Genomic DNA, 26,256 nt, shown 5'->3' with positions numbered 1-26,256 from the left:
ATGGTCACTGTGTCCCTCACCGGAGCGTCCAAGCAGGACGCCGCCACCGTCTTCGACGTCCTGAGGACGGCGTTCCCCACCGACCGGCCCTCCGACGCCGCGCCCCAGGAGCAGCCGGGAGACCACCCTGTCGTGTGGACCGCGGAGTTCGAGCCGACGCAGGAGCGCATACCCACCGGGTCGACCCCGCTGGAGGGTTCGCTCACCGCCACGCTGCAGGGCGGCTACGTCGCCGTGGACCAGCTCTGCGAAGCCCTGCGAGCCGCGTTCGCCGTGTACGAGCGGGGCACGGCGTCGGGAGATCAGGAGAAGGAGGTCGACCTGCAGCTCCGGAGGAAGCCGTAGTGACAGGGGCACCGCGTTCTCGCAGCTCCATGCGTGCCCGAGCGGCCCCAACCAGGAGGAGAAGAGCGACATGGTGCAGATCGGGTACACGATGATGACCGAGCAGGCCGGCCCGAGGGAGCTCGTCGACCATGTGGTCGGAGCCGAGCACGCCGGCTTCGACTTCTCCGTCACATCCGATCACTATTTCCCCTGGCTGGAATCGCAGGGACACGCCTCCTACGCATGGAGTGTGCTCGGTGCCGCCGCGCAGGCCACCGAACGCATTCCCCTGATGACGTACGTGACGTGCCCGACGACCCGCTACCACCCGGCGGTGGTTGCCCAGAAGGCCGCCACCGTGCAACTCCTCTCCCAGGGACGCTTCCGCCTCGGACTCGGCTCCGGGGAGAACCTCAACGAGCATGTGGTGGGCGGCGGATGGCCCGCCGCGCACGTCCGGCTGGAGATGCTGGAGGAGGCAGTGGAGATCATCCGCTCGCTCTTCGAGGGAGGGAACGTCAACCACCACGGCGTCCACTTCGACGTCGAGAACGCCAGACTGTGGGACCTGCCCGACTCGCTGCCGCCGATCGGTGTCGCCGTCTCCGGTGACCGCTCGTGCGAACTCGCCGGTCATCTTGCCGATCTTCTGATCGCGACTGAACCCAAGCAGACACTGATCTCCGCGTTCGATCGGCACGGCGGCGCGGGCAAGCCCAAGGTCGGCCAACTGCCGATCTGTTACGACACCGACCGTGATGCGGCGATCGCCCGCGCCCACGACCAGTTCCGCTGGTTCGGCAGCGGCTGGCCGGTCAACTCCGAACTGCCCGGACCCGCCGGATTCGCCGGTGCCACCCAGCTCGTACGGCCCGAAGACGTGGCCCGGTCCATTCCCTGCGGCGACGACGTGGACGCCGTCGTCAAGGCCGTGTCCCCCTACGTCGATGCGGGGTTCACCGAGGTCGCCCTCGTCCAGATCGGCGGCGACCACCAGGAGCCGTACCTGGATTGGGCCCAGCGAAAGCTGCTGCCCGCCCTGCGCGCACTGTGAAAGGCCGAGGACGCCTGAGATGACCACGAAACGTGCTGCGATCTTCGATGTCGACGGAACACTTGTCGACAGCAATCACCTGCATGTCGTCACCTGGTGGGAGGCATTTCGGCAGGCCGGTCACCACGTCCCCATGCGTGAGATCCACCGGGCCGTGGGCCTCAGTGGCGGCGACCTGATCGACCACCTGCTCGGCGACGACCGCGACCCTGACGACGACGAGCAGCTCACCGCGGCCCACCACGCCCTCTACGCCACGTACTTCGAGCGACTGCCGTCACTGGACTCGTCGGCCGACCTGCTGCGCGCTCTGGCCGCGCGAGGCTGGGAGATCGTACTGGCCACCTCGGCGGGCGGCGCGGAGCTCGCAGCGCTACGAAGTGCCATCGACGCGGACGACGTCATCCTCGGGTCAGCCAGTGCGGACGACGTCGCCGACGGCAAACCCGCCCCTGACCCCGTCGCACAGGCCAGGGAACTCGCCGGCGTACCGAGCGAACGAGCCGTGTTCGTCGGCGACACCGTCTGGGACATGAAAGCCGCCGTGCGGGACGGCGTGGTCCCCGTCGCGGTCCTGTCCGGCGGGATCCCGCGCGCGGACCTGGAGGCAGCCGGCGCCCGCGCGGTGTACCGCGACCCCGCCGACCTCCTGGAACACTTGGACAGCAGCGCCTTTGCCGACCGGGACTGACCGGAGCTCCAAAAGGGGGCAGCAAACGGGACACTTCGCTGATTGATGCCAGCCCGTGCCCGCCGAACCGAGCGGCGGGCACGGGCGATCAGGCGTCGCTGATGGGCGTGGCGTAGGGCGACAAGGGTTGCCTAGCCCTTCCTGCGATGGAACGCCAGCCAAGCGAGGGCCGTTGCGCCCGCGGCCGCCAGCAGCAGCTTGCGGTTGTCCCTCACCATCCGGGCACCCTGAGCGGCTTGCTGCCGCACCGGCTCGGGAGCCTTCTCCTCCCACACGTTCCCGGCTTGCGCGGTCTTCTCCCGGACCTGTCCGGCGGTCTGCGCCGCCTTGTCCTTGACCTGGTCGGGCAGCTTGTCCTGGACCGAGTGCGCGGCCTGGGCAGCCTTGGCCTTCAGCTCACCGGCCTTGGCCACAACCTGCTCCTTGACCTCGGCGGTCTTCTCCTTGGTCCGGGCTTTGACGGCGGCCTTGTCGGCCAGTGTCTGGATCGTCTCCCCGAGCTCGGCACGGGTCTGCTCGACCTGCTCACGCAGTTCGTCAGGAGGGGAAGCGGTCTGCTCGTGGTCGGACGGGTTGCTCATCGCTGGGCACTCCTCTTGATCTCGGCCACATCGGCCTTCACATTTTCGATTGTCTGCTCCGGCATGGGCGGCGCCGCCTGAGCGACCTGTTTCTTCCCGGTCAGGGCCATGGCTCCCAAACCCCGGCGCCTCCGAACAGTCCGCCGCTCGCGCCCTAGCGCCTGCCCTGCTCTTCATCTCCGTCTGCGCCAGGCGGAGTTCGCCCCGGACCAGCTCGGTCAGCTGCCGCGCGGCCCGGTGCACCAGCTCTCCCACCTCATCCGACCCGGACCCCCGTGCCTGTTCACCGGGCTCGTCGGCGTGCGGCCGCACAGTCGACACGGCCATCACCTCCCGCCTGTCTCCTCGGTCACTGCCGAGGCCCTGCGACGAGACCCGGCAGTCAGTGAAGGAGCGAGTACCCCGAACAGAGCAGTTCAGGGCAGTGCATGCGAACTGGCCCGAGGGGCCACGCACTCCGGGACTGGCATGCAAGTGTCGCCGAGTCGGCGTACGTCTTCCTCGTCCCACGTGGGTGTCACGCGGCTGGGCACAGCGCTCCGCCCCCGGCGGGTGGCCGCCGGGGGCGGAGCGTCTCGGCGTCGAACTCCAGACCCAACAGGACCGCCAGGTTGCTGATTCATCACACACCAGGCAGACAACGCCCCCGGACATCGTGTCGTAGGCCGTGTTGGATGAGGCCAAATTCGCACCACAGAACGCGAATCCGGCGGAGCTGATCAGCCAGATCGCAGGGGCGAGGACGCCGAAGGATCATCAGCGCGACCGTCACACGACACGTACTACTGGCAGGATCTTCCACACCGGGCGGTGCTCCGGCATGTCGTACATGCCGTTCTGGTTTCGGCATCCCTTAGATCCTCGCTCCATGCCCCTCCGACGGTCGAGGAATGGAACAGATTCCGAGCAGTTCGAGAAATTCCAGGGCGGCACTATATTGCGGTAGGTGACGGGATGGAGTGTCACAGAAACGCGATCAGACGCCACGACAGATTGGTCGCGATGGCGAACACGCTGAAATGCAGCCCCGTTGGTTTTTGCCGTGTGGTTAGAATTTCGGTGCGTTGTTCATAAGACGTGAGGGAGGGGGCGGGACGTGCCGTACTCGCGCGCAGAGGCCCGGACGAGACACCCTCGGCACGAACGTCGAGGGGAAGCACGCCTGCCCGGCGTGATCGCGACACTCGCCGCGATCACGCTGTACCTGGGTTTGCCGCAGCGGCTGCTGATCGCACCTCGCTACGTGCTGCCCGCTCTGGAATTGATTCTGCTCGTACCGCTCATCGCGATCAACCCGAGGCGCCTGACCCGCCAGACCCGAGCCTTCCGCGTCCTGTCCCTGCTGCTCGTAGCCATCATCGCGACGGGCAATCTGGTGGCGCTGGGCATCCTGATTCACGAGTTGGTGTACGCCGGGGTGAAGGACGGCCGGTCATTGCTGCTGGCAGCCTTGCAGGTCTGGCTCACCAACGTCATCGTCTTCGGGTTGGCCTACTGGGAACTGGACCGGGGCGGCCCTGTCAGCCGCACCCAGGAGTCCCGCGGCGCATTGCCCATGGCGGACTTCCGATTCTCGCAGGACGAGAACGACGACGCCGTGGAGGAAGTCGCCGATGGCGCCAGTGGCACGTCCGACTGGGTTCCGACTCTCGTGGACTACCTGTATGTGTCGGTCACGAACTCCACCGCATTCAGTCCGACCGACACCATGCCGCTGTCGACGAGAGCCAAGATCATGATGAGCATCCAGAGTGTTTCCGCCCTGTTGACCTCGCTCCTCGTGATCGCCCGCGCCGTCAGTGTCCTGCACTAGGGTCCGTACTCCATCGGATTTCACCCAGAGTATGAACGCGGCGAGTGAGACCGCCACCCCCTATGAGGCGGCGGTCGCCTCGTATCTCGCACGGACTCCCTGGTCGTCCTGAGCCGCGGTCCACGTTCTTGGCGTTCCTCTGATCCTTCCGTGGATACTCCGCTCTTCAGGGCGGAGAGGAATCGGACTCCTGCGGAGCAGGGCAGGGAACGGCGATCCGCCGCCCGGGCGGATCGTCGTTCGCGGCCAACGTCCCGCTGGGATTCAGCGGAGCACCGACGTGGCCGATATCTTTCCCGACCGTACTGCCCTCACCCGCCTGGTTGGTGCCGTGCTGGCCGAGCAGAACGGCGAACGGACTGCGGCTTGCCGCTGTATGGGACTCGACCTGCTCAGGAGGGCCCGCCTCCACCCGATCGAGTCGAAACGGACGAGGCCCGTCCTACCCGCCGAACGCACTGCATAGCCTCAAAATGAGATCACCGAGTGGTCGTCGATACACCAAGCCGGCGGACGTGACCCGTATCCGCCGGGCGAGAACGCTTCCACCCTGTCTCCCGGGCCTTGCGGCGAAGCTGTTCGCTCGCCGGCCTGACCGCTGTATGGGTTGGTAGGCCAGGACTTTGCCGGGGAATCTTCCTCGTCTCGCCCTCGATCTGTTTCGTCCTGACATTTCTTGGTACTGCCACATTCCGCGGACACGGCTGCTCGACCGCCTTGCGGCTAGGTTGCGGAGCCGTCGTGCCCAGCGCATGGTTTAAGCACCAATTCGAGCCTCACTGGAGGGCAACGGATCATGAGCAAGGCGAAGGCAAAGGCCAAGCAGGTCAAAGGAAAGCTGAAAGAGACCACCGGCAAGGCCATGGACGACGAGGGCATGCAGGTCGAGGGCCATGGTGAGCAGATCGCCGGTAAGACGCAGGAGACCGCGGACAAGGCGGCGGGCCGTGTGAAGAGGACCGGCCGGTAGGACTGCTCGCTCCGGCGACACATTCGACGGGACGCACGAGCTGAGAGAACGCCGAGTCCGAAGATCTCGACGGTCGGCACCACCTGCGGTGTGGCTGCGTGAGCCGATTCGAGGCGGCCGGGACAGCCCCGACCGCCTCGGTCTGTTGCCCGCCACGGCAGGGGGTGCGACGCGTCTGGCGGCGGTCGCCGCGCGGTGAGCGTGGAGCAGCCGGTTGCCGTGCGCTCGAAGGGGCACCCGGCTTTTGGGCGGGCACCGGGTCCCTGGGTCGGTCCACGCCCCTTGATGGCAGTGGTGTCAGGCAGGTCAGGCGGTACGAGGATGAAGAGCGACGCAGCACTGCACGGTGAGGTCACCGCCAGTCACTCGGTGTTCGGGGCCCCCTGCTGGGCGAGTCTGACCACGCGCGATCTGCGGGCGGCGGAGGACTTCTACCGCGCCGTGCTGGGCTGGGAGTGGCGCACGAGCAGTACGGTGGGCGACCAGTACCGTGTTGCGAGCGTGCACGGGGTCCCGGTCGCAGGGGTTTCGGAGGTGCACTTCGGGGTCAACACGGTCGTCGTGTGGACTCCGTATTTCGCGGTGGCGAGTGCGGACGAGACCGTGTCGCGTAGCCAGGAGCGCGGGGGTACGACCGCGGTGGGGCCGATCTCGTTCCCGCCGGGCCGGGCGGCGCTGCTGGCCGACCGGGACGGAGCGGTGTTCGGCATCTGGGAGGGCGAGCTGGTGGCCGGCTGGGAGGAGTGGCGCCGGGCGGCACCGGTCTTCGTGCGGCTGCACACCCGCGACGCCTTCGACGCCGCCATCTTCTACGCGGAGGTCCTGGAGTGGGCGTCCTCGGACCCCCGGTCCTGCGAGGTGCGCTACGAGGACAACGAGGTCGTGCTGCGCAGCCGGGGCGACGTCGTGGCCCGTATCCACTCCGGCGCGGTCGAGGCCGCGCCCGACCCGACCATCCGGCCGCACTGGCAGATCCACTTCACCGTCGACGACGTCGAGGCCGCCGCCCGCGCCGCCCGCGCCCACGGCGGCACGGCCCACCAGCAGGGACTCGGCTCGACCGAGGCCATCCTCACCGACCCCGACGGAGCCCGTTTCTTTGTGACCACGCGAAGGACGGGCTGAGGGCCGCAGCGTCAGTGCTGCCCGGTCCAGAATGTGCCGAACGGTCTCCAACTCGAGGTCCTGGTCGGCGACGTGCCGTTCGGTGATCTCCGCGAGCCGGGTCACGAGCGCGGTCGGCTCGCGGTCATGGCATGACGCAGGAAGGTGCGCACTGTCTCAGCAATCCATCGGCGCCGCGTGGACATCTGTACAAACAGCATGCCAGGCCAGTGGAGCCACACCGGACTCCGACCATGCCCGAACCGAAGCTGAGTTCCTGTCTCGTCAGAACTTCTCAGGTGGGGGTGTGGGTGGTGAGTTGTGCGGTGAAGACGGTGGTGTTGTTTTGGTGTGCGGTGATGTGGGTGGTGGGGGTTTGGTCGTTGGTGTTGGTGTGGGTGGTGATGTAGGTGGGGGTGTGGTGTTCGGTGTAGTGGTGGAAGGTGGCGTGGAGGGTGGTGGGGTGGGTGGGGTGGGTTGTGGGGGTGGGGTGGGTGTGGGCGGTGGCGGCTTGGTGGGCGGCTTCGAGGAGGACCATGCCGGGGATGTGGTCGGTGGTGTGGTCGAAGAGGATGGGGTGGTGGGGGTTGGGGGTGAGTTGCCAGGTGTGGGGGTGGGGGGTGGGGGTGAGGACGATGTCGTGGGGGAGGGTGCGTCCGTAGTGGGTGGGTGGGGGGTTGGGGGGTTGGTGTTGGGTGCCGGCGGTGCTGGTGCCGATCGCGGTGGTGCCTGCTGCTGTGGTGCTTGTGGTGCTTGTGGTGTTTGTGGGGGTGGTGGTGTGGGGGTGGCGGAGGCGTTGGTAGGTGGTGGGGGTGAGGCAGGTGAAGCGGCCGGTGCCGGTGGCGGTGGGGTGGCCGTTGCGGGTGATGGTGATGTGCATGGTGAAGTCGGTGGGGCGTTTGGTGTGGGGGTGGTGGGGGGTGTAGGTGGCGGTGAGGGTGAGGTCGGTGGGGGTGGGGCCGATGGTGAGGTGTTGGGGGTGGGTGGTGAGGTGGAGGTTGCGCATGAGGAAGTGGTGGCCGAGGGGGATGCCGAGTTCGGCGTGGGCGAGGTAGATGCCGGTTTGGCGGATGGTTTCTGCGGCTTGGAGGGGGTGGTGGTGGGTGCCGTCGGGGGTGGTGAAGAAGGTGTGGGCGCGGGGCCATTGGGCGGTGAGGGTGTAGTGGGTGTTGCCGGTTTGTTCGCAGCCGGTGAGGAAGACCTCGGCGAGGGTGGAGCGGTGGACGTATTCGCGGGGGACGGTGGTGGTGAGGCGGGGCATGCGGGCGGGGTCGACGGGTGTTTTTGCGCGGGTGTCGGTGCCCGTTTTTGTTTCCGTGCTGGTCTGCGTGGCGGGGTCTGGTTCTGCTGCCGGGTGGGGGCCTGTTGCCGTTCCCGTTCCCGTTGCCGTTCCTGTTCCCGTTGCCGTGGTGGCGGGGGTGGGGTGGTTGTCCTGGTGGACGGTGAGCAGGGTCATGTGGGTCTCCGTGGCGCTGTGGGAGGTGCCGGGATGGACCGTGCAGGGTCATAAGATACGAACCTACCGGTTTTCTTTTCAAGGGTGGGCGGGGAATTTCGCGGGGGCGGGCCGGGGGGTTGGTCCGGGGGTCGGGTGGGGGTGTGCGGGGTGCATATTCATTGGTTCGCTGTGGGTGTGGGGTGGGGATCTTCGCTGGATAAGCGGGGGTTTTGATTCCGTTCTGCGGGTGTCTTCCGGGGGTTGGGGGTGGTGTGCGAGGCTCGGGGTCGGGTGGTTGTGGGGGTGTGCTGGGGTCTCTTGTGTGGGTCTCGGGTGAGGCTATAGTGAAACCGGCCGAGCGGTTTTGTTTTGCAAGTGGTTCTCTGGCGGGTGTCGGTGCTGTCGGGGGGACGGCTTCCGGGATGCGCATGGCCCGGGGCCGGCACCGGACGCACACGGGCCGGGGTCCTCGTTCGGGGTGAGTGCCGAGGGCCGTGCGCATGGCGTCGTAGCCCGAGGGTCCGTACCTCGGCAGGTGACAGGCATGTGGCGCGCGCGAATTCGGCCTTGGTGCGCTGGGAAACCTCACCAGTAACGCTGTGCTGGTCGCCGGAGCCGGGTCGCGCCATCGGCGAAGGCGTCGTGGAATGCCTCGCGCAGGACGGAGCGACCGTCGCGATCAACCACCGCGTCAGCGCGGCGGACGCCGAACAGCTGGTTGCGGAGCTTGAGAAGAACCGGTAGTTGAGGTCTGATCGAGGCAACTGACCGTGCCCCGCTACTGGCTACTTGCCCCTGAAGAGGGGTTGGCCTTTGTCTGGTGCGTAGACGACCCGATCGCCCCAACTCCCCAGGCCGACCCCTCACATTGGTGTCATGAGAGCGCAACAGCCCTGCGTGAGGGGGGACCCGCGGCGCTGGTCAAGGACTCGCCTGGGGGCTTCAGGCGGTGGCCTGGTCGTGTGCCGGGCTGAGGTAGTGCACGGCGGTCTGTTCGACGTGCGGGATGAGCAGGCCCTGCAACTCCTCGGCTGCGACCTTGAGAAGGCCGCCGTCACGGGTGGCGTGGAGGGTTTCGAGGACGAAGGTGACGTGGGTGGAGTCCTTGGTGACACGGGTGCGGTGGGCGTCGCGGTGGTTCCAGTGGCGGGTCAGGACGCCGGTGGTGTCGGCGTAGATGATCTCGCTCGGCTTGGGGTTCTCGATGGTGTCGGGATCGCCGAGCGGGGTGAAGGTCTCGGTGCCGTCCGCGTGGCGGATCTCGACGTCGCCGGTGACGTGGTCGAGGTCGAAGGCGCCGGCGGGCAGGCCGTGGCGGACGGAGACGGCGTTGTAGGAGTCGGCGGCCGGGTTGACGCGCGGCAGCTCCCCCTTCTTCGCGAGGCGGCGACCGAGCGCGTCGACGCTGGGGCGGATGCGGCGGGGGTTGGTGCCGAAGGCGCGGTAGGCGGTGTGCCACGCCTCGATACGGGGATCGTTCTCGTCGGCGGGCTGCCAGGCGCCGTCGGCAAGTTGCTGCTCCAGTTCCTCCACGGCGGCGGTGGTGTGGGGCCAGGATTCATGGCTGCGCAGGCCGGTCGCGGTGATCAGGGCGACAAGGGTGTCGGGGAAGGCGTCGGCGACGGCGGGGCTGAGGCGGAAGACGGTCATGGGCGGTGTTCCGTTCCTGTGTGGGTGCGGATGGGCGCGGGTCAGGGCTTCCAGGGTCCGATGCGGTTCCAGGCGGCGGCGCTGCTGGAGGGCGGTGGGCACGTCGAGGCCCTGGCCGCGTGGCTGGTGGGGACGCCGTCGGTGGGCGGGCTGCCGGCTGGGGCGCGCCAGGGGCCGGGGATGAACGCGTAGTCGCCGAAGACGGTGAGCAATGATGTGGGTGCGGCAGGTGAACTGGACGGCTGTGTAGTCCCGACGGCGACCACGCCCCCGTCGCCGTCGATCAGCCGCCCTACGGCCGGATGCTGCCACCCGCGCCGAAGGCAGACAGCAGCGCGGTGCGCGACGGGCGTGCCGACCCGGCGCTGACCAGGGTCACCGCGACCAGCGCGAGCGGCAGGCCCATCAGCCCGGCGGCGCCCAGGTGCTCGCCGTGCAGCAGGCCCACGGCCACGGGCAGCACGGCGGACACGAGGGCGGTGACGCAGCCGCCCCGCCTCGGTGATCTTTCGCGGTGAACCGGATCGCCTGTCGGGCATCCCGCTTCGACCTGAAGCGCGGCGCCCCCACCCGTGCCCCCTTCCGGACGCCCTTCACCGAGGCGAAGAAGTTGGAGTAGGCACGCTCCACGTCCCGCAGCGCCTGCTGCAGGATGACTGCCGACACCTCGGACAGCCACTGCCGCCCGGGGCTCCGCTTCGCCTCGGTGATCAGCGTCTTCGACAGCACGCCCGCACTCGGAAACGCAGCACCCTCCCGCCGGGCCCGCTCCCGGGCGGCGACCGCGTCGTTGTACACCACCCGCGCACACCCCAACGCCCGCGCCAGCGCAACGCGCTGACCGGACCCCGGGTCGAGACGGAAGGCATACCGAAGCTGCATGATCCGGACGCCAACACCCACCACCGACAACCCCGACCCCATCAGCCCAACCCAGCCCCACCCGAACACTTCCGCACTGCTGCACCGCCGTCGTGCGGGCAACACCGGCCCGGACGAAGCATTCCCCGGCTCCACCGGCAGCCCTGCGGGCGCTCCGCGCCCACCCCACCCGGCACCGCAACACTCCGCGTCGCAGCCGCAGTCAGCCATCGGTCGATGCGGATGATGTTGAGCGCGGTGGCGGCGAAGACGCCCGAGACCAGGTGATCAGCTCGCGCTGGGGCAGAGGCGAGCCAGCTCCGGTAGCGCTCCAAGAACACGCGGAATGACAGCTGCGGCCGGTGGACTTCGCCGAGGCCGTGGGCGGTTCCGTCCCGTCCGCTGTCGGGCGAGACGGGTCCGTCGGAGGCGCGCGTGAGTGCGTGGACGACGGTGCTCCGGCGGGGCTCTGTCCTCCGTCGCAAGACCTCCGGTGGTCGCACCCTCGGTGCCTGCTACGGAAACCAGACCTCGCAGATGCTGTTCTCGCCCTCCTCGCTCCGGTCGACAACGAACGCCGACTCGAAGCGGTCCTCATCCGCGTAGACGGACAGGGCGCCGCCGGTGAGCATATGGAGGAAGCCGTCGTAGTCGAAGAACCCTTCATCGCTGATGTCGTATCCCTCACCCAACGGGTCGAGGTCGATCCCCGCAGCGGCCAGCGTGGCACGCGGGTCGCCGGTGATCTCCAGCTCGTCGAAGCCCTCGACCATCAGATCCGGGGTACCGGGCACAGCAACGAGGATCTTCGTGTACGAGGCGCCGAAGTCGCGTTCGCAGACAGCGACGATCCGGGCGTCCGGATGCTTCTTCCTCTGCGCCTGGAACTCGTCCTCCAAAGCAGTGGCCATCACCCCGTCTTCGACAAGCGCCGGGTCACTGATCTTCACCGTGGAGCCCCACGCGGCCGCGCGTACGCCGTCCAGCTCTTCCCGCTTGGCCGGGCTTCCAGGATGCCCCAGCCGGGACGGAGCGTACTCGTGGTGGATCGCTGAGACGGTCGACAGGGACAGCACCGCAGCGCTGGCCACCGCCGGGTCGTGGGCAGTGGCAGACGGACGCTCGTTGGGCCGGAGCGGGGCCGCGAAGGGGGGATGGACGATGACCAGATGCGCGTGCCCGCTGTGACGGGGATTCACCTGCGTTCCGGGGGATACGGGACTCATGCCGCCGAGCGTATGCCGCAGCCCGCGATCCGGATGTAACGGTCCTGTGGAGAAGGAGAGTTGACCCGGTTGTCGAACCGTGTATCGGCTACGGCCGATACGCGCGTGTGTCTAGCGTGAGCTCCGTTCGTCGGCGCCACATCGACCACGGGGGCCCCTGGCGCCACGAACACCCCATGCCCTACTGGGCCCCCACGGGGACATCACGTGCCAAAACCCATACGCAACCGGCGGTTGCGTGCGCTGCGCCGGTCGGCCGTCGCACTCGCGTGCGCTTCGGTCATGGCCCTCACCGGGCTTCCCGGAATCACCTTGGCGACCGCTGCACCGAAGCCGCTGGACCCGGGCAAGCGCTGTGACGAGTTGTACGGCCTGCCCAGCAGCACCAGCCCGACCGTTGCTCTGCCGGAGTTCGACGCCTCCCGCGCGAAGTCCCAGTGGGACGAATACGAGTACGTCAACCCTGCCAAGGAGTGGGACGGTCTCGGGCCGCCGTCCGCCGCCAAGGAAGCCGCACTGTCGCAGCTGACCAAGGCCCCGGCGACACAGCCTGACCGGGTCTGGTGGAGGTGGCTCCAACAGAAGGACAAATACCCCAAGTTCGAGGACTACCGGGACGCGAAGTTCATCACGAACTCCGGGAACGACCCCCGCGGCAAGGCCTTCGAACGGAAGGTGATCAAGGATCACGGGCTGGTCGGACCGGACTGGATCTGCCAGAAGGAGGTCGAGTTCAAGGACCCCGACACCGGCAAGACCTACCGGCGCAAGCTCGACGCCTTCAACACGCGCACTAAGCAGATCCTGGAGATCAAGTCCAACGGCAGCCCGGACCGTAGAGAAATCCCCAAGGACCTGGCATGGGCCAAGGACCCCAACTGGAAGGACAGCCGGGCCAAGTTCGTCTTCGCCGAGCCCCAGAAGGCCGACGCGAAGAAGTTCCTGGGAGACATGCGCCAGATCGCTGGGGACCGGGTCACCGAGTACAACTACCGCTCCGACCGCGTGGAGCTCGCCCCCAAGGGCGGACAGCGCGCCACGAGCAGTCTGCTGGAGCCTTTGGGCCAGTCCGGCACCACCCGCGGCGGCGCCACCGACCTGATCCGCGAGTCGCGGCCCACCCCGAAGGACATGGCGGAATACCTGAACCGCAGGAACGTAGCCAACCCGGGTGGTCTGCCCCGTGGCCCCGGCGGCGTCGACTTCTCCACCCTGGACCTGAAGTACATCGGCAAGCCGGTCAAGGGCAAGGGCGTCGACTTCGCGTTCGACGCGAACGAAGACCCCACCGAGAAGTCCGGATGGGGAGGCAAGGCCAAGGCCCAGCTCATCTCGGACGCGTTCTTCACCTGGCTCGCCCTGAGCCCCGACAAGTTCTGGGTCAACCTCAACCCGGACGAGCCGGACCGCATCATGGACGCCAAGTTCGGCAAGACCGACGCCGGCCGCGTGCTCCTGGAAGCAGACCTCCAGATGAAGCACGACTTCTACAAGGCCATGGACCCCGATACCGACCTCGGCAAACGCTATTGGGCGGCCCTGCCCAAGCAGAACGGCTACCCGTGCATGCCCGGCCTGCGCAACTGGATCGAGCCGAAGACCGCGCAGGTCCGCGAGCAGGACGGCGGCATCTACATCCTTGACACTCCGCTGCGTCTGAAGTCGACCGCGCAGACCACGATCACTCCCGGCCCTGGCACGCCGATCTGCACCCCGAACGAGGCCGAGACCAAGGCGGCACAGCGCGTCATCGACCAGATGATCGTCCCCGCGGTGGAGAAGACCATCAACACCGCACCCCAGTACGCCGACCTGCGGCGCGTCTACACCGCCCGCGTCGCGGCCGAGTACATTCGCCAGCAGGACGCCAAGGCGCCCACCGACTACCACAAGATCATCAACAGTGGTGACGTCTCCCGCTGGCCGCTGCGCGCGCCCAACCAGAACTGGACCCGCGAGGCCCTGTTCAACAAGTACCGGTACATCTACACCCACGGCGAGTTCGAGTACAAGATTCCTGCGAACGGCACCGTCCAGGTCTACCTCGTGGGCGGCGTCGACCTGTCCAAGCAGCCCAAGCACAACGTCAGCAAGGCACGCTTCACCGCCCAGCACCGCTACCTGCCCCGACAGGCGCAGACCAGCGTGAAGACCCTCACCGACAACACCGACATGACGGGACGGGTCCTCCTCGGCGCGAACACGGCCGCCGACGACACCGGCACCTCCACACCCACACCCACGCCGACCCCGACACCGACGCACACGGGTAAGCCGACCCCCACCCCGACCCACAGCGCCGGAGGCGGCGGAAGCACGCGCACCCCGCCACCCGCCACGCCCGCACCCAGCGAGCCGGGCGGTGACCTCGCGCACACCGGCAACGACTCCCCGATCGGCCTGATCTCGGGCATCGCCGCCGCCCTCGCCGTGGCCGGTGGGGCGCTCGTGTGGTGGATGCGCCGCCGCAAGACCGCCCAGGAGTAGCCTCGCGGCGGATGAACACACATGAGGGGCCGGTACGCGCAACCCGCGTACCGGCCCCTCATTTTCAGCAGCTTTGGGGCTGCCGGGAACCGGCGAGTCGTTGCCGCCGCCACCGCATTCGGTCAGTCCGGCCTCACGCCGCCGGTGGTACTGCCGCGGTGTGGCATGTCGGATGCGTGGGGGACTTCGGGCGGGAGGAAGGCCGCTGTGTCGCGCAGCTCGCGGACGATGTCGACGAGCGCGGTGACGGCGGGGTCGGTGTTGTCGCGGCGCCAGACGATGCGGTGGTCGGCGTAGGAGCTCGGGTCGGTGAAGGGGCGGTAGACGATTCCCGCGAAGGGCCTTGCCGCGGCTGCGCTGGTGATGGTGAGGCCGATGGCCGAGCCGGTGAGCACCATGGGGAGGAGCCGGTCGAGGCTGGAGATCTCGCGGTGGACGGTCACCGTGGCACCGCGGGACTCGAGCTGGCTGACCAAGTGATCGTGCAGCCAGGGGTTGACCTCGCGCTCGACGATGACAAGGGGTTGGTGGGACAGCTGGACGGGGTCGATCGTGTCCGGGGCCGCGAGGGGATGACCGGCGGCGAGTGCGACCACGAGCGGTGCGCGGGCCACCAGCAGAGAGGCCAGCTCGGGAGGGTGCTGGGCGGTCCAGCAGAAGCCGAGGTCGAGACGGCGGTCACTGAGCTCGGACAACTGGGCGGTAGTCGTCATCGGTTGCGGGGCCAGCCGGATGGCGGGAAAGCGGGCGTGGAGCGCGGGCACCGCGAGTTGGAACAGGCGCGGCCCAAGATCCTCTGTGTAAAGACGGAGTGCCGGCCGCAGCGGGCACTGCGCCAGGGCGATCGGTGAAATCATCACGTTGAGAAAGCTTCAGTGAGCCGGGAATCCCAATCCGAGGTGCCGGCCGCCGTGCCTGATCCCCGCCGTGTGCGCGGGCGCCGGTACCACCTCGGCGTGCTGCCGGCCCTGTGCCTGACGCGGGTGCTCGGCGAAGCCCGCTTCCTCGCGCAGACCGCTCGGTACGCAGCGGACACCCCTCCGGAGGTCCGCGCCGGACTCGACCCGGGCGGGGAGGCGGTGCGCGGTTCGCGCACCGGCAGCAAAACGGCGGTCCACCTGCCGGCTGCCGCCCTGCACGGCAGCCGGACCGTCATCGCCCAGCGCCAAGTAGCGGCCAAAAGCAACGAGATCCCGGTGTTCCCCCTGCTGTTGGCCCGCTTCGACCTGCGCGCCGTGGTCGTCACCGCCGACGCGGGGCCCTACGGCTGAAGGTGTGCACCGTCCAAGCCGGACCACTCTTCCCCACGCCCTCCAAGCCTCTTCCCCACGCCCTCCGAGCCGTCGAGATCAAGCGACGCCGCGTCAACACCAAGACGGGCGACGTCCAGACGAAGACGGTCTACGCCGTTACGCCGGCTGGACCAACATCACCCCCGCGGCCGACCACTACCGGTCGACGGCGTCTGCCCGGATGCCGTGGTACCCGGAGTGAGTGCATGACGGCTGGACCAGGTCAGGGCCGCGGTTGCGGTCAGGGCGAGGAAGGGGACGGTGAAGCCGGCTCGTGGGCCGCCTGGACCGTCGAGGAGTCGGCCGACCGCGGCGGCAGAGACGGCGATGCCCGCCGCGCTCGCGGAGTTCGTCCAGGTGAAGGCCTGGGTCAGGACCGACCGGTCCATGACCGACTCGACAAGCGTCGAGGAGACGATGATGCATGGAGCGATGCCCGCACCGGGGAGCAGGAGGGCAAGGCCGAGCTGCCAGGGGGAGTTGGCCAGGAGCGGCAGCAGCGATGCGCAGGCGAGAAAGGTCAGGATCAGGGGCAGCTGGGCCGCGGGCGGGGTGTGTCGGCGGTGTCGCCCGTAGGCCAGACCCGCCAGCAGGCTCGCCGCACTCATCAGTCCGTACAGGAGCCCGGCTGCCGCGGCGGCGTGGTGAACGTCGGCGAAGGCGCTCACCGAGACCTGCATCGAGCCGAAGAAGACGCCCAGGGCCAGGTTGACCGCCAGCAGGGTGGCGAAGTTGCGGGTCAACAGAGGGCCTGGGCCCCGGGCGGCCGTACGATCCGGGGCGGGCGCCGGGGCCGTACGACGCAGCGCCGCGAAGGCCAGTCCGGCGCCGACGACGAGCGCCCCCGCCAGCACCGTACCCGCGGCCGGGTGCACCTGGGTCGCCGTCAGCACCGCGAGGGTGGGACCCAGGAGGAAGGCGGCTTCGTTGCTGATCGTTTCGAGTGCGAAGGCCGGAGTGAGTTCGGCCCTGCCGTGCAGCAAGGCCGACCAGCGGGCCGCGGAGAGCGCACCGAACTGCGGGATGGTCGCCCCGGCGGCGAGGCCGGCCGCCATCAGCGGGACCGCGGGCGCCCCCGTCAGGGTCAGCGCGACCAGGGCGGCGATCGCACCGGCATGAGCGCACAGGAGGGGGATGAGGACGCGCGGTTGTCCGAAACGGTCCATGAGACGGGCCGTCTGCGGGCCCGTCAGGGTCTCGGCCACGGCGAACGAGCCAGTGACCAGGCCGGCCACCCCGAACGACCCGGTCTCGGCATGGACCAGCCAGACGATGCCGAGGCCGGCCATAGCCACCCCGACCCGGGCAGGAGCCGAGGCCAGGAAGAAGGCCGTCGCGCCGGGGGTCTGGAGGGCTGAACGGTAGGAGACGGTTTCCGTCCGAACCAATACGGTATGGCGAAGTCCCCGTACGCTACGGCGGAAATCCGGTGCGGTACGACGAAACCAGTGCCGCGGAGTCACGGTGAACCTTCCGCTGCGCGGTGGGACGGTCCGGGCGGACGGCGCCCATCGTGGGCATCGCCTCCCGCCGTCAGGAGTCGTCCATGATGACGTCGACGGGGCGAATCGAAGTCCGCGTCGGCGTCGGCTCCAGCGCCGGCAGAAACGTTGAGTGCTGAGATCGAGGAACCGAGATCGAAGAGGGGGTCGGGCAGAAGAAAACACTAGTGGCGACTGCACGTCACGGGAACCGCACCTGCGTGAAATGGTGTGACAACTCCATGGTTTCGGCGTCGGCGCGGCCGGCCGGGAGAGCAGGGCCCGCGATGCCGGGTCGCCAACGACTGAGGCGTGCGTGGCGCGGAGGGCGAACGACGCGGCGCCCGGAGAGCGAGGCGATGTTCAGGAGGTCAGCCTGGCGGATCTGCCTGCGGCCCTTCGTGCTGAGAACGGCGGGCTCCCCGCCTCCGTCTGCCGATCTCGTTCAGGAGGATCGCCACAGCGACACCGGCGGCCACACCGATGATGGTGTCGGCCAGTCGCAGGAGCGGCTCCTTCCATGCCTCCTGCGGGCTGAGACTTGCGACGACCATGATGACCGTGGTGCTGATGGCCGCGGTCACCTCGGCGTCGGGCTGGCCGATCAGTCCGGGGATCAGCACGCTGATCGCCACAAGCAGAGCGAGGCCCCAGGGGTGGAAGGGCCAGATCGCCAGGTAGGCCAGACACAGCGCGAAGCTCACGAGCGTCGCCGACATGCGGGCGAACGCCGCATGGAGGCTCTTCTGCCGGCTCGCCCGCAGCACAAAAATCGTGGCGATCACGGCACACATACCGCCGAGTCGACCGTCTTCGTGTGACAGGTGGACGTCCGACATGATGGTGATGGTCAGCCAATAGCTGAGCAGGCTGGCCAAGCCGACCGTCACGGCATAGTTCAGCGTCTTCACAGGCGCCGCCTTCAGTAGGTCTGCCTTCACCGGCTCCCTCCGACCACGGTTGCTGGACTGACGATGCGATCGAAGGGGGCCATCGTTTCTCCGATTGATCAGCCTGGAGCATGTTCTGCATCGCAAATATCACTGAGGATCAAAATGCGTTCGGAGGATATCCGGTTCTCGATGAACACAGCGATGCGTCGCGGCACACCAGGCGTGCCGTGACGCATCGCGTGATGGCCGCTACGGGTAGATCTCAGCGGCGCTCCGGAGGGCGCGGACGCGGACGAGGTGGAGCGCCATGCCAGGCAGAGCACATGGTTCCCCTTCGAGGCCGATACGGACTGGTTCCACAACGACATCGGCTCCGACTACGGCATAGCCGCACTCTCCCGTGACTGCCGCCGGATCGCCGTGCTGGCGGCGACGGACACCGACTAGAGACACAGTCCGTTGCCGGTGCCCGGCAGCGCACCTCGTGTGAGGCATCGCGCCGGCCGTCTCTCACACGCTGAGCGACAGGAAGTCCCGCACCGCCCGCATGTGCCAGCTAGGCAAAGGACGTTGGTGGGGCTATTTGATTCCGGTTCCGGCAGCATTTTCGTGAAGGGCACTGCCGGGGCGAGGCCTTGGGCACAACTGAAGTGCGATGCGGGCTCGGCAGGCCGTAGCGTCCTGGGATGAGCAGCTTCAACACGCACCGGAGACGGGTCTACGACGAGGGCCGGCCCGCGCGTGTCCGGCATACGAATCTGCGGTCTTGCCTCGTCCACTTCGCGCCCTATGGCTTCCGAGCCACCTATCACCACCTCTGCGTGAGTGCGGGGATTCCCAAGAATCTGGAGAAGGATCCGAGCTCCCTGATACGCGCCGTCGAGGAGCTGCACCACGCCCGACAGCTCTGGCTCGCTGACGAACGCGCCTATGCCAACAGTCGCCGAGCGGACAAAGCGCGCGGCCTTCGGCAGGTGAAAGCCGACGAGTCCTGGCGGGGCCGGCAGCGTGGGTGGGGGAACATCGCCTACTGTCCCGAGCCGACGATCCATCCCGAAGAGCCGCTGCCAGTGGTTGTCGAGCGGGTGCTCCGCTCGTCGGTCCCGCCCGATGAAGCTTCTGCGCTGACGTGCCGGGTGTGCGGAAGCCGGGACAACACCAGCGCCTGGCACGACGGTGTCCACCGGATCCATCAGCTGTGCAGGGAATGCGGGGTCAGCCTCGCGGTGCGGCGGGCCGAAGCGCCCGACCCGCTGTTGGCGGCCGATCACGCCCGGAAGTGGAAGGAGATCTGGAGGCTGCGCAACGAATCTCCGCGCAACCCGAGCTGAGTTTCGGCACGGGGGTCGGCACACGGTGGGGTGAGAATCCGCGCTCGGAGGCGTGCGCTTCTCGCGGTGGGAGGTTCTCATGTGGTCGCATGATCCACCCGGTGACCTTGCGGGGAGCAGGGACGGACGCAGGGGCCGGGACGGCTGTGCCGTCAAGCAGGGTCCTCACGTAGTGGGAGAGTGTTGAGTACCCGCCGCGGAAGCCCCGTTCGCGGATCTACTGGTACAGCTCGGTGGCAACGGTGTTGCCTGTGGTGAACTCGGCCTGCGAATACGGCTTGAACCGGTCGAGGGGTACGTCCCTGCGGTCGCGGGCGGATGCGAGCAGGACGTCGAAACTGGTGTCGCGGTAGCGGCGCACGGCCTTGCGGACCGGCGTCTCGGAGGTCCGGTCCGGAAGGACGTCGTCCGGGTGTCGGCTCTCGATATCGACAACGATGGTTCCGTCACAGCCGTGTGCCGACCGACCCGGCCACCCGACTCTGCCGCGACAGCTCGGAGCCGACTCCGTAGTTCTGTTGGTGACGTTCCATCAGGCCTGGCACTTGCTCAACGAACTCACAAACCACACAGGGTTGGAGCATCCTGGAAGAACCGGCGCACGGTCGGCCGGACCAGCCACGGACGACCGCCTACAGGGCAGTCGGCCAGAGTGGGACGGTAGCGGCTGTGCACCCGACGGGATACCGCACCACAGTCCGGGCACGGTGTCGAAGGGCGGGTACCCCGTTTCGCCAAGCGTCAGGCAGGCCAGCGGGCACGGCGGAAACCCAGGTGGCCTCAGCGCACCATCTGGGTAGAGTCGAGCCATGCCCGAGCTGCAGCGACTCCAGGCCGACCATGCGTCGGCGGTCCTGGCCTTCGAGCTGGCGAACCGCACCTACTTCGCTGCCGCGGTCTCCGACCGCGGCGACGACTACTTCGACGAGTTCGCCGACCGGCACAGCGCCTTGCTGGCTGAGCAGGAGGCCGACACCTGCGCCTTCTATGTGCTCGTCGCCGAAGACGGCTCGGTGCTCGGCCGGTTCAACCTGGTCAACATCGAGGATCACACCGCGGAACTCGGCTACCGGGTCGCGCAACACGTTGCCGGGCGCGGCGTGGCGACCGCGACCGTCCGGAACCTGTGTCAGCTGGCGGCGACGCGGCACGGGCTGCGCACACTCAGGGCGGCTACGGCCCGCGAGAATGCCGCGTCACAAAAGGTGCTGACCAAATCCGGGTTCGTCCCGGTCGGCCCTGCCGATCCGGCCGATGTCGGCGGCAAGCCAGGCACCTGGTATCAGCGCCACCTCTAACCTGGCCCCGCCAACCGACCCTGGAGCGCGACCCGTTGGGACCGACCGCGGCCCGGCACTGTCCGTACTGCCGGCAATCCGTCACCATCGCGCTTCTCGCCCCGCCCGGAGGCCGCATGCCCCTTCGTCCCCACAGCCGTCCCCGACGTCATTCCGCCGCGAAGGACTCCGTGACCGTTGACTGACCGCTGCTGATCACCGGGTCCGCCGACCGGACGGTCGGCGGACCCGCGCACGCTCCTCGCCCGCCACTCTCGCCATCAGCCGCGGGATGACGCCGTTCCGGAGCATTGTCAGGGCCGGGAGCGCCTCAGGCGGCGGCCCAGGAGGATGGCTCCTGTGCCGGCGATCAACGTGCCGGTGGCGATGCCGGTGAGTGCGGTCTCGGCCCGGGCGTCATGGGTGGTTCCGGTGGCGGCCAGCGCAGGCCGGGCGGGATCGGCAGCCGTGGCGGCCTGGAGGAGGAGGGCGGTGACCGCGTCGGGGTGGGAGACCATGGCCACGTGGGAGGAGTTGATCTCCACCGTGTGTGAACCCGCGCGTTTCGCCTCGAAGCGTTCCTGATCGGGATTGATGGTCTTGTCCTGCTTCGCGACGAGGAACCACGACGGGATGTGCTTCCAGGCGGCCACCTTGGCCGTCTCCGAGAACGCGGTCGTTGCCGCGGGTCGCTGGGTGACCGCCATGACCCTCGCGGTGTTGACCGGCAGGTCCGCGGCGAAGACCGAATGGATCCTGTCGGGCTTGAGATACAGGTCTGTCCCGCTGACGCCACCGGCCCGGTAGGGAACGGACTTCGTGGCGGTGCCGAGTTCGCTGGGGTACTTGGCCCCCAGGGACATTCCGCTCTCGCCCACATCGGGCATCAGTGCCGAGACGTACACCAGGGACTTCACCCGGGGGTTGGCCGCGGCGGCCGTGCTGATCACGGCGCCGCCGTATGAGTGACCAGCCAGCACGATCGGGCCCTTGATGCTGTCCAGTACGGAGGCGATGTAGGTGGAGTCGGTGTACAGCCCGCGCAGCGGGTTGGCGGGAGCGATGATCGTGTAGCCACGGCGTTCGAGCCGTTCTACTACCCCATTCCAACTGGAGGCGTCCGCGAACGCCCCGTGCACCAGCACGATCGTGGGTTTGGTCGTGGTCGCGGTTGTGGTCTTGCCGGCGTCCGCGGCGACAGGGACCGCCAGGACCGTGGACAAGGCCACGGCGCACCCCGCCGCCATGACGTGCGCGCGATGTATTCGGCTCCGTGAACCCGGGACCGGAAATGCTGGCATGCCGTTCTCGCTTTCCGTGAGACCTATGACACGGATTGTTCAGGCGTCCGCACCGGCAGGCTCGGCCAGCACTCCAATCGGGTGAACGGGTGAAAGAAGTACGCCCCGGGAGTGAATGCCGGAGGCAAAGGGTGTTCGGAGCCTACGTCGTGTCCCTGTGTGCGGTCCGATGACCGTCCGGAGCCGTGCGCAAAGCACTGGCTCGACCAGCTTCCGTCGTAGAAAGCGCGCCGCTGCGCGAACTTCGGTTCGGCTCGGTGAGCCCAAACTCGGCGACGAGCAGCGTCGGCTGTCAATTACGACGTCAGTCGGCGCTACCGAATGTTCTGTCGCCTTGCTGGATGGCCCGTTGCGTTCAACGGGCCATCGAGCAGGCGGTGGCACTCGCCACGCGGCGCCACCGGGAGACCAGGAACGATCAGGAAGCGATCCTGGCGTTCAGCCCGTAGTCCAGTTCTGAACCATCGACCAGCACCGCCTCGACCGTGCGTGTACTGGGGTCGATGTCGGCCACGATCCCGTCCCCTGCGTAGCGGGGGTAGCCCGAGGCGCCCGTCTCGCCCGTCGCCTCGACGACTGCCGATCGCACGGCCGAGTCCTCCACAGAGGCGCCGCCTCTGCCCTCGATGTGTTCAGGTACCAACAAGATACGGAAGCGCTGCGGCTCTGTAGTCATGCTCCGGTATTTAATCGCCTGTCCCACCAACCGTGGGAAAGGCGCACGACAGGTCTGCGCAAACAGGCCCCGTCGGCTGGGTTTCCCCACCCGGTAGGGAGGTACGGCAGGAACCGAGACACCGTCCGTCGCCCCGCTCCACCGCTTCGCCGACGCCGAGGAGGTCGCCGCCGCGGCTCAGCAGGAGGCCCTGGCGGCGCTGCAACCCCCGCTTCAGCTCTTCGCCAAGAGGGGAGAGCTCGGTGAGATCCTCTTCTTCGCCCTCTTCGGACAGGCGCCCCGGCTCCTCGGGTGACGCCGAAAGATGACGGTTGTTCGGTAGTCCAGCACTGGCAACTGCTGGTTGGGCCATGCTCGTTGGCCGGGGTACTCGTATTTCGTCACGATTTGATGGCGAAGGGTCGTGCTGTGTGTGCTGGGCGGACGTCTGTGGCGTGGGGGTGGTGAGACGGCGGCGGGGCTCCCCCCAGTGGTTCAGGCCGTCGGATCTTTCCTCCAGGACGAACGAAGGATCGACTATGCAGCGCCACACATGGGGATTTGCCGCTGTCGGCGTGGGCGCCGTGGGTCTTTGCGCCATATGGGCCACGACGGCGCTCGCCTCCTCCGATCACGGAACCGAGCGTCAGGATCCGCTGCGACCGCGGTGCGAAGTTGAGCCTCTCGATGGAGGAGCAGAAGGCTCAGGGACAACCGCAAGCAACCGCTACGGCAGGCGGGTCGTACACACTGACCTCGGTCAACGCACTCGCCACCGGGTCCTTCGAAGTCAGGGTCACGCTTCCGACCACTCCAGTGATCAACAAGCCCGGACTGTGGGCGCAATGCCCCTCGCCGGCGACAGCCCGGCCGTCGACCCCAGGAACTGCTCGAGTGCGGGCACGAAGTCGCCAGACGACAGGCCGTGGAGAGAGAGCAGGGGCAGCACCTCGCTGATCTTCGGGGACTTGCGGCGCCAAGGCGGCAGGATCGCGGAGGAGAACCGCTTGCGCTCGCCGAGGCCTCGTCGACGCGCTTGTCGTTCACCCGTGGTGCCTTCACCTCGACCGCCCCGGCCGCGGTCGTGACCTTCCTCGGCCGGTGATAGCCGTTGCGGACCACCAGGCGGCGCCCGTGCTCGTCGCGCTGGTCGGCCAACTCTGCTATATACGCGTTGACTTCGGCTTCCAGGGCGGCGGCGAGCATCCGCCTCGCGCCCTCGCGGACGATGTCGTCGATCAGGAAGCCGGTCTCGGTCGTTCCCTCGGCATTCACCACGCTCAGCACGGGCGTGCCTTCCCGACCGACGGTGCAACGTCGGCCTACTCGATGACCAGAAGTCGATCACTCGGGAAGGTACGCCCTTTGCGCCCCACCCGAGGCCGATCCACAGGTCATGAGCATTGCTCGGAGAACCGGGAGCGCCGCTCCTGATCAGCGGCTGGGCGTGCCGCGGCCACCCGCAGGAGACGACCCGCTCGGCACTCGTCGGCGGCCGCTTCCCGCATCACCGGGATCCCCGAACGCCGCATCCTGGTGGTGATCCAGGACAGTCCCGCGCGTTCCGCCCTCGAAGGCGGCCAGGTCCTGCCCGACCCGGGTCAGGAGAAGGAATGGCTGAGCCGTCAGGAGGCGTAGGGCCGCGGCCGGGGAGACAGCGCGTGGGCCCATCCATGTCATCTCGATTGGCCGTTCGGCGGTTCGGTGCGATCACGCGGTGAAGAGTGGGAAGCCGTTCCGGCACTACGTATCGCGGTTGGCCCTTGAAAGCCCGGTGACCGCGAGCCCGGGGCATCTGCTTACAGCGCCCATCTCAATCCGGTGTTCCGGTCCATGTCCGACTCGCTGCGGGCGCTTGGCTTCTTCGACGTACGGCTGTTCCGGGCGCTGGAAGCCGTACGCCTGGCCCCGGAAATGTGGCGACCGTCGGCGGCAGCATGCTCACATGGCGCGCAGGCCCCGGTCGGCGAAGGCGATCAGCCACTCGAAGCTCTCGTCGATGTCGGCGCTCCACTGGAAGCCGTTGGCCACCTGCAACGTGGCGAACCCGTGGCAGAGGCTGCGGAGCATACGCAGGGCGTGGTCCACGTCGGACTCCGGGACCTCGTAGCCGCGCAGGACCGTCATGAACGCGCCCAGTAGCCGCTGACCCGCGACGGCCAGCGGATCGTCCGGGCCGGAGGGTTCCACGCCGATCGTCGCGGCGTACCGGCCGGGGTGCTCCAGGACGAAGGCGCGGAAGGCGCGCGCCGCGGCCGCCAGGGCGTCGCGACCCGCGTACCCCTGGACCGCGCCGCCGACCGCGTCGGCGGCCTCGCTCAACGCCAAGGCCGCGATACGCCGGTTGAGGTCTTCCTGGCCGCCCACGTGCTTGTACAGGGACGGCGTGCGCACGCCCACCCGCTCGGCCAGCGACCCCATCGTCAGGTTGGCGAGGCCCACCTCGTCGGCGAGGGCGGCGCCGGCCGCGACCACGGCCGCCGGGTCCAGGCCGACCCTAGGCACGAGCGGCGTCCGATCCGAGGAAGGCGAGCATGAGCGAAATGACCTGTTCGGGGAACTGGTCGTGCGGGTAGTGCCCGGCGCCCTCGATCATCTCAAGGCGGCCGAGGCCGGACGGCAGCGCGTCAGTGATCGCCGAACCCTCGGCATGCGGGTCGGCCCAGTCGGGGTCGAGCGTGCCCATCACGACCAGGACCGGGCAGCGGACGTTGCCGAGCTGCGCGCCGGCATCGGTCGGGGCGCTGCGGCCCATGCCCTGCATGGCCTTCATCCGGCCAGGCTCGCGCAGCAGGGAGTCGATGCGGTCGAGCCGCTCGGACCAGTCGGCCGGCTTCACGCCGGGGTAGGCCACGTCGAGGTACGAGCGCCAGAGCGGCACGCTGCCGAACGTGCCCGCGCCGAGCAGCCGCAACATGCCCTGCCGGAAGCGTTTCACCCGCAGGTCGCCGAGGCGGATCGACTGCTTGCGGGTGAACGGCGCCAACTCGACGACCCCGGTGATCAGCGAGGGCTCCTGCGCCGCGGCGATGGTGGCGGCGCCGCCGGAGATGGAGTGGCCGACGAGCACGGCCGGGCCGCCCAGGTGGCGGATCACGGCGAGCAGGTCGCCGGCGATGGCGGTGCGGCTCCAGGCCGGCCAGCCGACGCTGGACTCGCCGCAGCCGCGCAGATCGACCGCGGCGACCCGATAGCCCGCCGCCACCAGTGGCGGGATCACGGCACGGTAGGCGCCGCGGCTGTCGCCCATACCGTGTGCGAGAACGATCAGCGGGCCGGACCCCGCCACCTCGTATGCGATCGTGCCGCCGTCGACGGCAAGGTACTCGGTCATGGCATCCCCTATCTGGCTAACTCTGTTAGCTAAAAGCTAATCTTATTAACCAGCCCTGTCAACGGCGCACTCCCCGGCACGGCCAGGAGGAACGACGAAGCGTCGCGGACGGGGGCAGGCTCGGATCGGGATCGAGGGGGAGGCGTCGAGGACGTTGCCGGCGGCGTCGGGGCGTCAGGGGCGACGTACTCCGGGACGGACGCCGTGGAGCTCGACGAGGGTGGTCTCCAAGCGGGTATGGCAGGTCTCGTCCTCGTCGGCGGGTTGCCAGGTGCCGTCGGTGAGCTGCTCCTCGAGGTCCGGGCTCGCGCTCCTCGTCGTCCTCGAGTCGCTCCGGCCGGGCGAGCGACTGGTGTTCGTGCGGTACGACCTGTGCGCGCTGCCGTTCGACGCCAACGGCCTTGCCGGGGTCATGTCTTGGCGCGAGGACGGCACGGCTTCGATCCGGACGTCGCCTTGCAGCCGACGAATACCTTCCACGTCGGCTTCT

At 68.4% G+C, this 26,256-nt stretch carries 26 protein-coding genes and 6 pseudogenes; 15 read left to right on the top strand and 17 right to left on the bottom strand.

Annotation, left to right across the window (positions count from 1 at the left end):
• The 3 genes from AAFF41_RS02975 to AAFF41_RS02965 all read left to right on the top strand — a co-directional run bounded on the left by AAFF41_RS02975 (position 1) and on the right by AAFF41_RS02965 (position 2,072).
• On the top strand, positions 1–345 hold the full coding sequence (locus AAFF41_RS02975) for a hypothetical protein (RefSeq protein WP_343323402.1): 345 nt from the start codon (positions 1–3) through the stop codon (positions 343–345).
• Between the two features lie 70 nt (positions 346–415).
• Complete coding sequence (locus tag AAFF41_RS02970) at positions 416–1,381, top strand: LLM class F420-dependent oxidoreductase (protein ID WP_319752902.1); 966 nt, start codon at positions 416–418, stop codon at positions 1,379–1,381.
• A 19-nt stretch (positions 1,382–1,400) separates the two neighbouring features.
• On the top strand, positions 1,401–2,072 hold the full coding sequence (locus AAFF41_RS02965; RefSeq protein ID WP_319752901.1) for an HAD family hydrolase: 672 nt from the start codon (positions 1,401–1,403) through the stop codon (positions 2,070–2,072).
• 131 nt (positions 2,073–2,203) lie between these two features.
• Here AAFF41_RS02965 and AAFF41_RS02960 read toward each other — a convergent pair whose 3' ends face one another.
• A complete protein-coding gene (locus tag AAFF41_RS02960; protein WP_319752900.1) occupies positions 2,204–2,653 on the bottom strand; it encodes a DUF3618 domain-containing protein in 450 nt (149 codons plus the stop codon).
• Between the two features lie 416 nt (positions 2,654–3,069).
• Positions 3,070–3,397 (bottom strand): annotated as a pseudogene (locus AAFF41_RS51390) (hypothetical protein); the annotation flags it as partial.
• 427 nt (positions 3,398–3,824) lie between these two features.
• On the opposite strand from AAFF41_RS51390, the gene AAFF41_RS02950 reads away from it, so the two are divergent.
• From AAFF41_RS02950 to AAFF41_RS02935, 4 genes and pseudogenes are all read left to right on the top strand, one after another.
• Positions 3,825–4,466 carry a hypothetical protein gene (locus AAFF41_RS02950; RefSeq protein ID WP_319752899.1) on the top strand — a complete coding sequence of 214 codons (642 nt, stop codon included), beginning with the start codon at positions 3,825–3,827 and terminating at the stop codon, positions 4,464–4,466.
• A 262-nt stretch (positions 4,467–4,728) separates the two neighbouring features.
• A pseudogene (locus tag AAFF41_RS02945) lies at positions 4,729–4,932 on the top strand (IS256 family transposase); the annotation flags it as partial.
• Positions 4,933–5,262: 330 nt separating this feature from the next.
• Entirely contained in the window at positions 5,263–5,436 is a 174-nt protein-coding gene (locus AAFF41_RS02940; protein WP_319752898.1) for a CsbD family protein, read from the top strand.
• A 321-nt stretch (positions 5,437–5,757) separates the two neighbouring features.
• Entirely contained in the window at positions 5,758–6,561 is an 804-nt protein-coding gene (locus AAFF41_RS02935; protein WP_343323401.1) for a VOC family protein, read from the top strand.
• Between the two features lie 274 nt (positions 6,562–6,835).
• Here AAFF41_RS02935 and AAFF41_RS02930 read toward each other — a convergent pair whose 3' ends face one another.
• On the bottom strand, positions 6,836–7,996 hold the full coding sequence (locus AAFF41_RS02930; RefSeq protein ID WP_343323400.1) for a ScbA/BarX family gamma-butyrolactone biosynthesis protein: 1,161 nt from the start codon (positions 7,994–7,996) through the stop codon (positions 6,836–6,838).
• A 528-nt stretch (positions 7,997–8,524) separates the two neighbouring features.
• Between AAFF41_RS02930 and AAFF41_RS02925 the strand changes: the two genes are divergently transcribed.
• Positions 8,525–8,722: a hypothetical protein gene (locus tag AAFF41_RS02925; RefSeq protein ID WP_319752129.1), complete on the top strand. Its 198-nt coding sequence runs from the start codon at positions 8,525–8,527 to the stop codon at positions 8,720–8,722.
• Between the two features lie 198 nt (positions 8,723–8,920).
• On the opposite strand, the gene AAFF41_RS02920 is transcribed toward AAFF41_RS02925, so the two are convergent.
• The gene (locus tag AAFF41_RS02920; protein ID WP_343323399.1) at positions 8,921–9,628 is read right to left on the bottom strand and encodes a B3/B4 domain-containing protein; all 708 of its coding nucleotides are present in this window, start codon (positions 9,626–9,628) and stop codon (positions 8,921–8,923) included.
• 30 nt (positions 9,629–9,658) lie between these two features.
• On the opposite strand from AAFF41_RS02920, the gene AAFF41_RS02915 reads away from it, so the two are divergent.
• Positions 9,659–9,820 carry a hypothetical protein gene (locus tag AAFF41_RS02915; RefSeq protein ID WP_319752131.1) on the top strand — a complete coding sequence of 54 codons (162 nt, stop codon included), beginning with the start codon at positions 9,659–9,661 and terminating at the stop codon, positions 9,818–9,820.
• Between the two features lie 109 nt (positions 9,821–9,929).
• Here AAFF41_RS02915 and AAFF41_RS02910 read toward each other — a convergent pair.
• The 3 genes and pseudogenes from AAFF41_RS02910 to AAFF41_RS02900 form a co-directional block, all read right to left on the bottom strand.
• Positions 9,930–10,112 (bottom strand): annotated as a pseudogene (locus AAFF41_RS02910) (EamA family transporter); the annotation flags it as partial.
• A complete protein-coding gene (locus AAFF41_RS02905) occupies positions 10,034–10,510 on the bottom strand; it encodes a helix-turn-helix domain-containing protein (RefSeq protein WP_425526096.1) in 477 nt (158 codons plus the stop codon). The gene AAFF41_RS02905 and the pseudogene AAFF41_RS02910, both read right to left, overlap by 79 nt.
• A gap of 494 nt (positions 10,511–11,004) precedes the next feature.
• Positions 11,005–11,715 (bottom strand): DUF6333 family protein, encoded by a 711-nt coding sequence (locus AAFF41_RS02900; RefSeq protein ID WP_319752132.1) that lies wholly within the window; start codon positions 11,713–11,715, stop codon positions 11,005–11,007.
• A 207-nt stretch (positions 11,716–11,922) separates the two neighbouring features.
• Between AAFF41_RS02900 and AAFF41_RS02895 the strand changes: the two genes are divergently transcribed.
• Positions 11,923–14,202: a hypothetical protein gene (locus AAFF41_RS02895; RefSeq protein ID WP_343323398.1), complete on the top strand. Its 2,280-nt coding sequence runs from the start codon at positions 11,923–11,925 to the stop codon at positions 14,200–14,202.
• Positions 14,203–14,324: 122 nt separating this feature from the next.
• Here the strand turns inward: AAFF41_RS02895 and AAFF41_RS02890 are convergent, their stop codons facing one another.
• On the bottom strand, positions 14,325–15,059 hold the full coding sequence (locus AAFF41_RS02890) for a LysR family substrate-binding domain-containing protein (protein WP_343326239.1): 735 nt from the start codon (positions 15,057–15,059) through the stop codon (positions 14,325–14,327).
• 54 nt (positions 15,060–15,113) lie between these two features.
• Here AAFF41_RS02890 and AAFF41_RS02885 point away from each other — a divergent pair, with 54 nt between their 5' ends.
• Complete coding sequence (locus AAFF41_RS02885) at positions 15,114–15,473, top strand: hypothetical protein (RefSeq protein WP_343323397.1); 360 nt, start codon at positions 15,114–15,116, stop codon at positions 15,471–15,473.
• Positions 15,474–15,631: 158 nt separating this feature from the next.
• Here AAFF41_RS02885 and AAFF41_RS02880 read toward each other — a convergent pair whose 3' ends face one another.
• Together AAFF41_RS02880 and AAFF41_RS02875 are read right to left on the bottom strand one after the other, a co-directional pair.
• Positions 15,632–16,882 carry an MFS transporter gene (locus AAFF41_RS02880; protein WP_343323396.1) on the bottom strand — a complete coding sequence of 417 codons (1,251 nt, stop codon included), beginning with the start codon at positions 16,880–16,882 and terminating at the stop codon, positions 15,632–15,634.
• Between the two features lie 464 nt (positions 16,883–17,346).
• Entirely contained in the window at positions 17,347–17,886 is a 540-nt protein-coding gene (locus tag AAFF41_RS02875) for an FUSC family protein (protein WP_343323395.1), read from the bottom strand.
• A gap of 255 nt (positions 17,887–18,141) precedes the next feature.
• Here AAFF41_RS02875 and AAFF41_RS02870 point away from each other — a divergent pair.
• Together AAFF41_RS02870 and AAFF41_RS02865 are read left to right on the top strand one after the other, a co-directional pair.
• Positions 18,142–18,315: pseudogene (locus AAFF41_RS02870) on the top strand (DUF6183 family protein); the annotation flags it as partial.
• A gap of 239 nt (positions 18,316–18,554) precedes the next feature.
• On the top strand, positions 18,555–19,199 hold the full coding sequence (locus AAFF41_RS02865; RefSeq protein ID WP_343323394.1) for a hypothetical protein: 645 nt from the start codon (positions 18,555–18,557) through the stop codon (positions 19,197–19,199).
• 217 nt (positions 19,200–19,416) lie between these two features.
• Here AAFF41_RS02865 and AAFF41_RS02860 read toward each other — a convergent pair whose 3' ends face one another.
• The gene (locus AAFF41_RS02860; protein WP_319752137.1) at positions 19,417–19,560 is read right to left on the bottom strand and encodes a hypothetical protein; all 144 of its coding nucleotides are present in this window, start codon (positions 19,558–19,560) and stop codon (positions 19,417–19,419) included.
• 197 nt (positions 19,561–19,757) lie between these two features.
• Complete coding sequence (locus tag AAFF41_RS51385) at positions 19,758–19,937, bottom strand: transposase family protein (protein WP_351521864.1); 180 nt, start codon at positions 19,935–19,937, stop codon at positions 19,758–19,760.
• 71 nt (positions 19,938–20,008) lie between these two features.
• Here AAFF41_RS51385 and AAFF41_RS02855 point away from each other — a divergent pair, with 71 nt between their 5' ends.
• Complete coding sequence (locus tag AAFF41_RS02855; protein ID WP_319752138.1) at positions 20,009–20,497, top strand: GNAT family N-acetyltransferase; 489 nt, start codon at positions 20,009–20,011, stop codon at positions 20,495–20,497.
• Between the two features lie 293 nt (positions 20,498–20,790).
• Here AAFF41_RS02855 and AAFF41_RS02850 read toward each other — a convergent pair whose 3' ends face one another.
• From AAFF41_RS02850 to AAFF41_RS02830, 5 genes and pseudogenes are all read right to left on the bottom strand, one after another.
• The gene (locus AAFF41_RS02850; RefSeq protein ID WP_425526095.1) at positions 20,791–21,777 is read right to left on the bottom strand and encodes an alpha/beta fold hydrolase; all 987 of its coding nucleotides are present in this window, start codon (positions 21,775–21,777) and stop codon (positions 20,791–20,793) included.
• 418 nt (positions 21,778–22,195) lie between these two features.
• Entirely contained in the window at positions 22,196–22,453 is a 258-nt protein-coding gene (locus tag AAFF41_RS02845) for a hypothetical protein (protein ID WP_054230231.1), read from the bottom strand.
• 832 nt (positions 22,454–23,285) lie between these two features.
• Positions 23,286–23,719 (bottom strand): annotated as a pseudogene (locus AAFF41_RS02840) (transposase); the annotation flags it as partial.
• Between the two features lie 654 nt (positions 23,720–24,373).
• Positions 24,374–24,907 (bottom strand): TetR/AcrR family transcriptional regulator, encoded by a 534-nt coding sequence (locus AAFF41_RS02835; protein ID WP_343326238.1) that lies wholly within the window; start codon positions 24,905–24,907, stop codon positions 24,374–24,376.
• Between the two features lie 22 nt (positions 24,908–24,929).
• Positions 24,930–25,766 (bottom strand): alpha/beta fold hydrolase, encoded by an 837-nt coding sequence (locus tag AAFF41_RS02830; RefSeq protein WP_319752140.1) that lies wholly within the window; start codon positions 25,764–25,766, stop codon positions 24,930–24,932.
• A gap of 301 nt (positions 25,767–26,067) precedes the next feature.
• On the opposite strand from AAFF41_RS02830, the pseudogene AAFF41_RS02825 reads away from it, so the two are divergent.
• Positions 26,068–26,164, top strand: a pseudogene (locus AAFF41_RS02825) (RNA polymerase subunit sigma-70); the annotation flags it as partial.
• Between the last annotated feature and the right edge of the window lie 92 nt (positions 26,165–26,256).

The organism is Streptomyces mirabilis, from assembly GCF_039503195.1.
Classification (GTDB): domain Bacteria; phylum Actinomycetota; class Actinomycetes; order Streptomycetales; family Streptomycetaceae; genus Streptomyces; species Streptomyces mirabilis_D.
This window is presented reverse-complemented; position numbering and strand designations above follow the sequence as displayed.

Excerpts from the sequence above, each read along its gene's own strand:
- AAFF41_RS02975 (WP_343323402.1), top strand. The coding sequence starts at position 1 with ATGGTCACTGTGTCCCTCACCGGAGCGTCCAAGCAGGACGCCGCCACC.
- AAFF41_RS02970 (WP_319752902.1), top strand. The coding sequence starts at position 416 with ATGGTGCAGATCGGGTACACGATGATGACCGAGCAGGCCGGCCCGAGG.
- AAFF41_RS02965 (WP_319752901.1), top strand. The coding sequence starts at position 1,401 with ATGACCACGAAACGTGCTGCGATCTTCGATGTCGACGGAACACTTGTC.
- AAFF41_RS02960 (WP_319752900.1), bottom strand. The coding sequence starts at position 2,653 with ATGAGCAACCCGTCCGACCACGAGCAGACCGCTTCCCCTCCTGACGAA.
- AAFF41_RS02940 (WP_319752898.1), top strand. The coding sequence starts at position 5,263 with ATGAGCAAGGCGAAGGCAAAGGCCAAGCAGGTCAAAGGAAAGCTGAAA.
- AAFF41_RS02935 (WP_343323401.1), top strand. The coding sequence starts at position 5,758 with ATGAAGAGCGACGCAGCACTGCACGGTGAGGTCACCGCCAGTCACTCG.
- AAFF41_RS02930 (WP_343323400.1), bottom strand. The coding sequence starts at position 7,996 with ATGACCCTGCTCACCGTCCACCAGGACAACCACCCCACCCCCGCCACC.
- AAFF41_RS02920 (WP_343323399.1), bottom strand. The coding sequence starts at position 9,628 with ATGACCGTCTTCCGCCTCAGCCCCGCCGTCGCCGACGCCTTCCCCGAC.
- AAFF41_RS02915 (WP_319752131.1), top strand. The coding sequence starts at position 9,659 with ATGGGCGCGGGTCAGGGCTTCCAGGGTCCGATGCGGTTCCAGGCGGCG.
- AAFF41_RS02905 (WP_425526096.1), bottom strand. The coding sequence starts at position 10,510 with ATGCAGCTTCGGTATGCCTTCCGTCTCGACCCGGGGTCCGGTCAGCGC.
- AAFF41_RS02900 (WP_319752132.1), bottom strand. The coding sequence starts at position 11,715 with ATGAGTCCCGTATCCCCCGGAACGCAGGTGAATCCCCGTCACAGCGGG.
- AAFF41_RS02890 (WP_343326239.1), bottom strand. The coding sequence starts at position 15,059 with ATGATTTCACCGATCGCCCTGGCGCAGTGCCCGCTGCGGCCGGCACTC.
- AAFF41_RS02865 (WP_343323394.1), top strand. The coding sequence starts at position 18,555 with ATGAGCAGCTTCAACACGCACCGGAGACGGGTCTACGACGAGGGCCGG.
- AAFF41_RS02855 (WP_319752138.1), top strand. The coding sequence starts at position 20,009 with ATGCCCGAGCTGCAGCGACTCCAGGCCGACCATGCGTCGGCGGTCCTG.
- AAFF41_RS02850 (WP_425526095.1), bottom strand. The coding sequence starts at position 21,777 with ATGCCAGCATTTCCGGTCCCGGGTTCACGGAGCCGAATACATCGCGCG.
- AAFF41_RS02845 (WP_054230231.1), bottom strand. The coding sequence starts at position 22,453 with ATGACTACAGAGCCGCAGCGCTTCCGTATCTTGTTGGTACCTGAACAC.
- AAFF41_RS02830 (WP_319752140.1), bottom strand. The coding sequence starts at position 25,766 with ATGACCGAGTACCTTGCCGTCGACGGCGGCACGATCGCATACGAGGTG.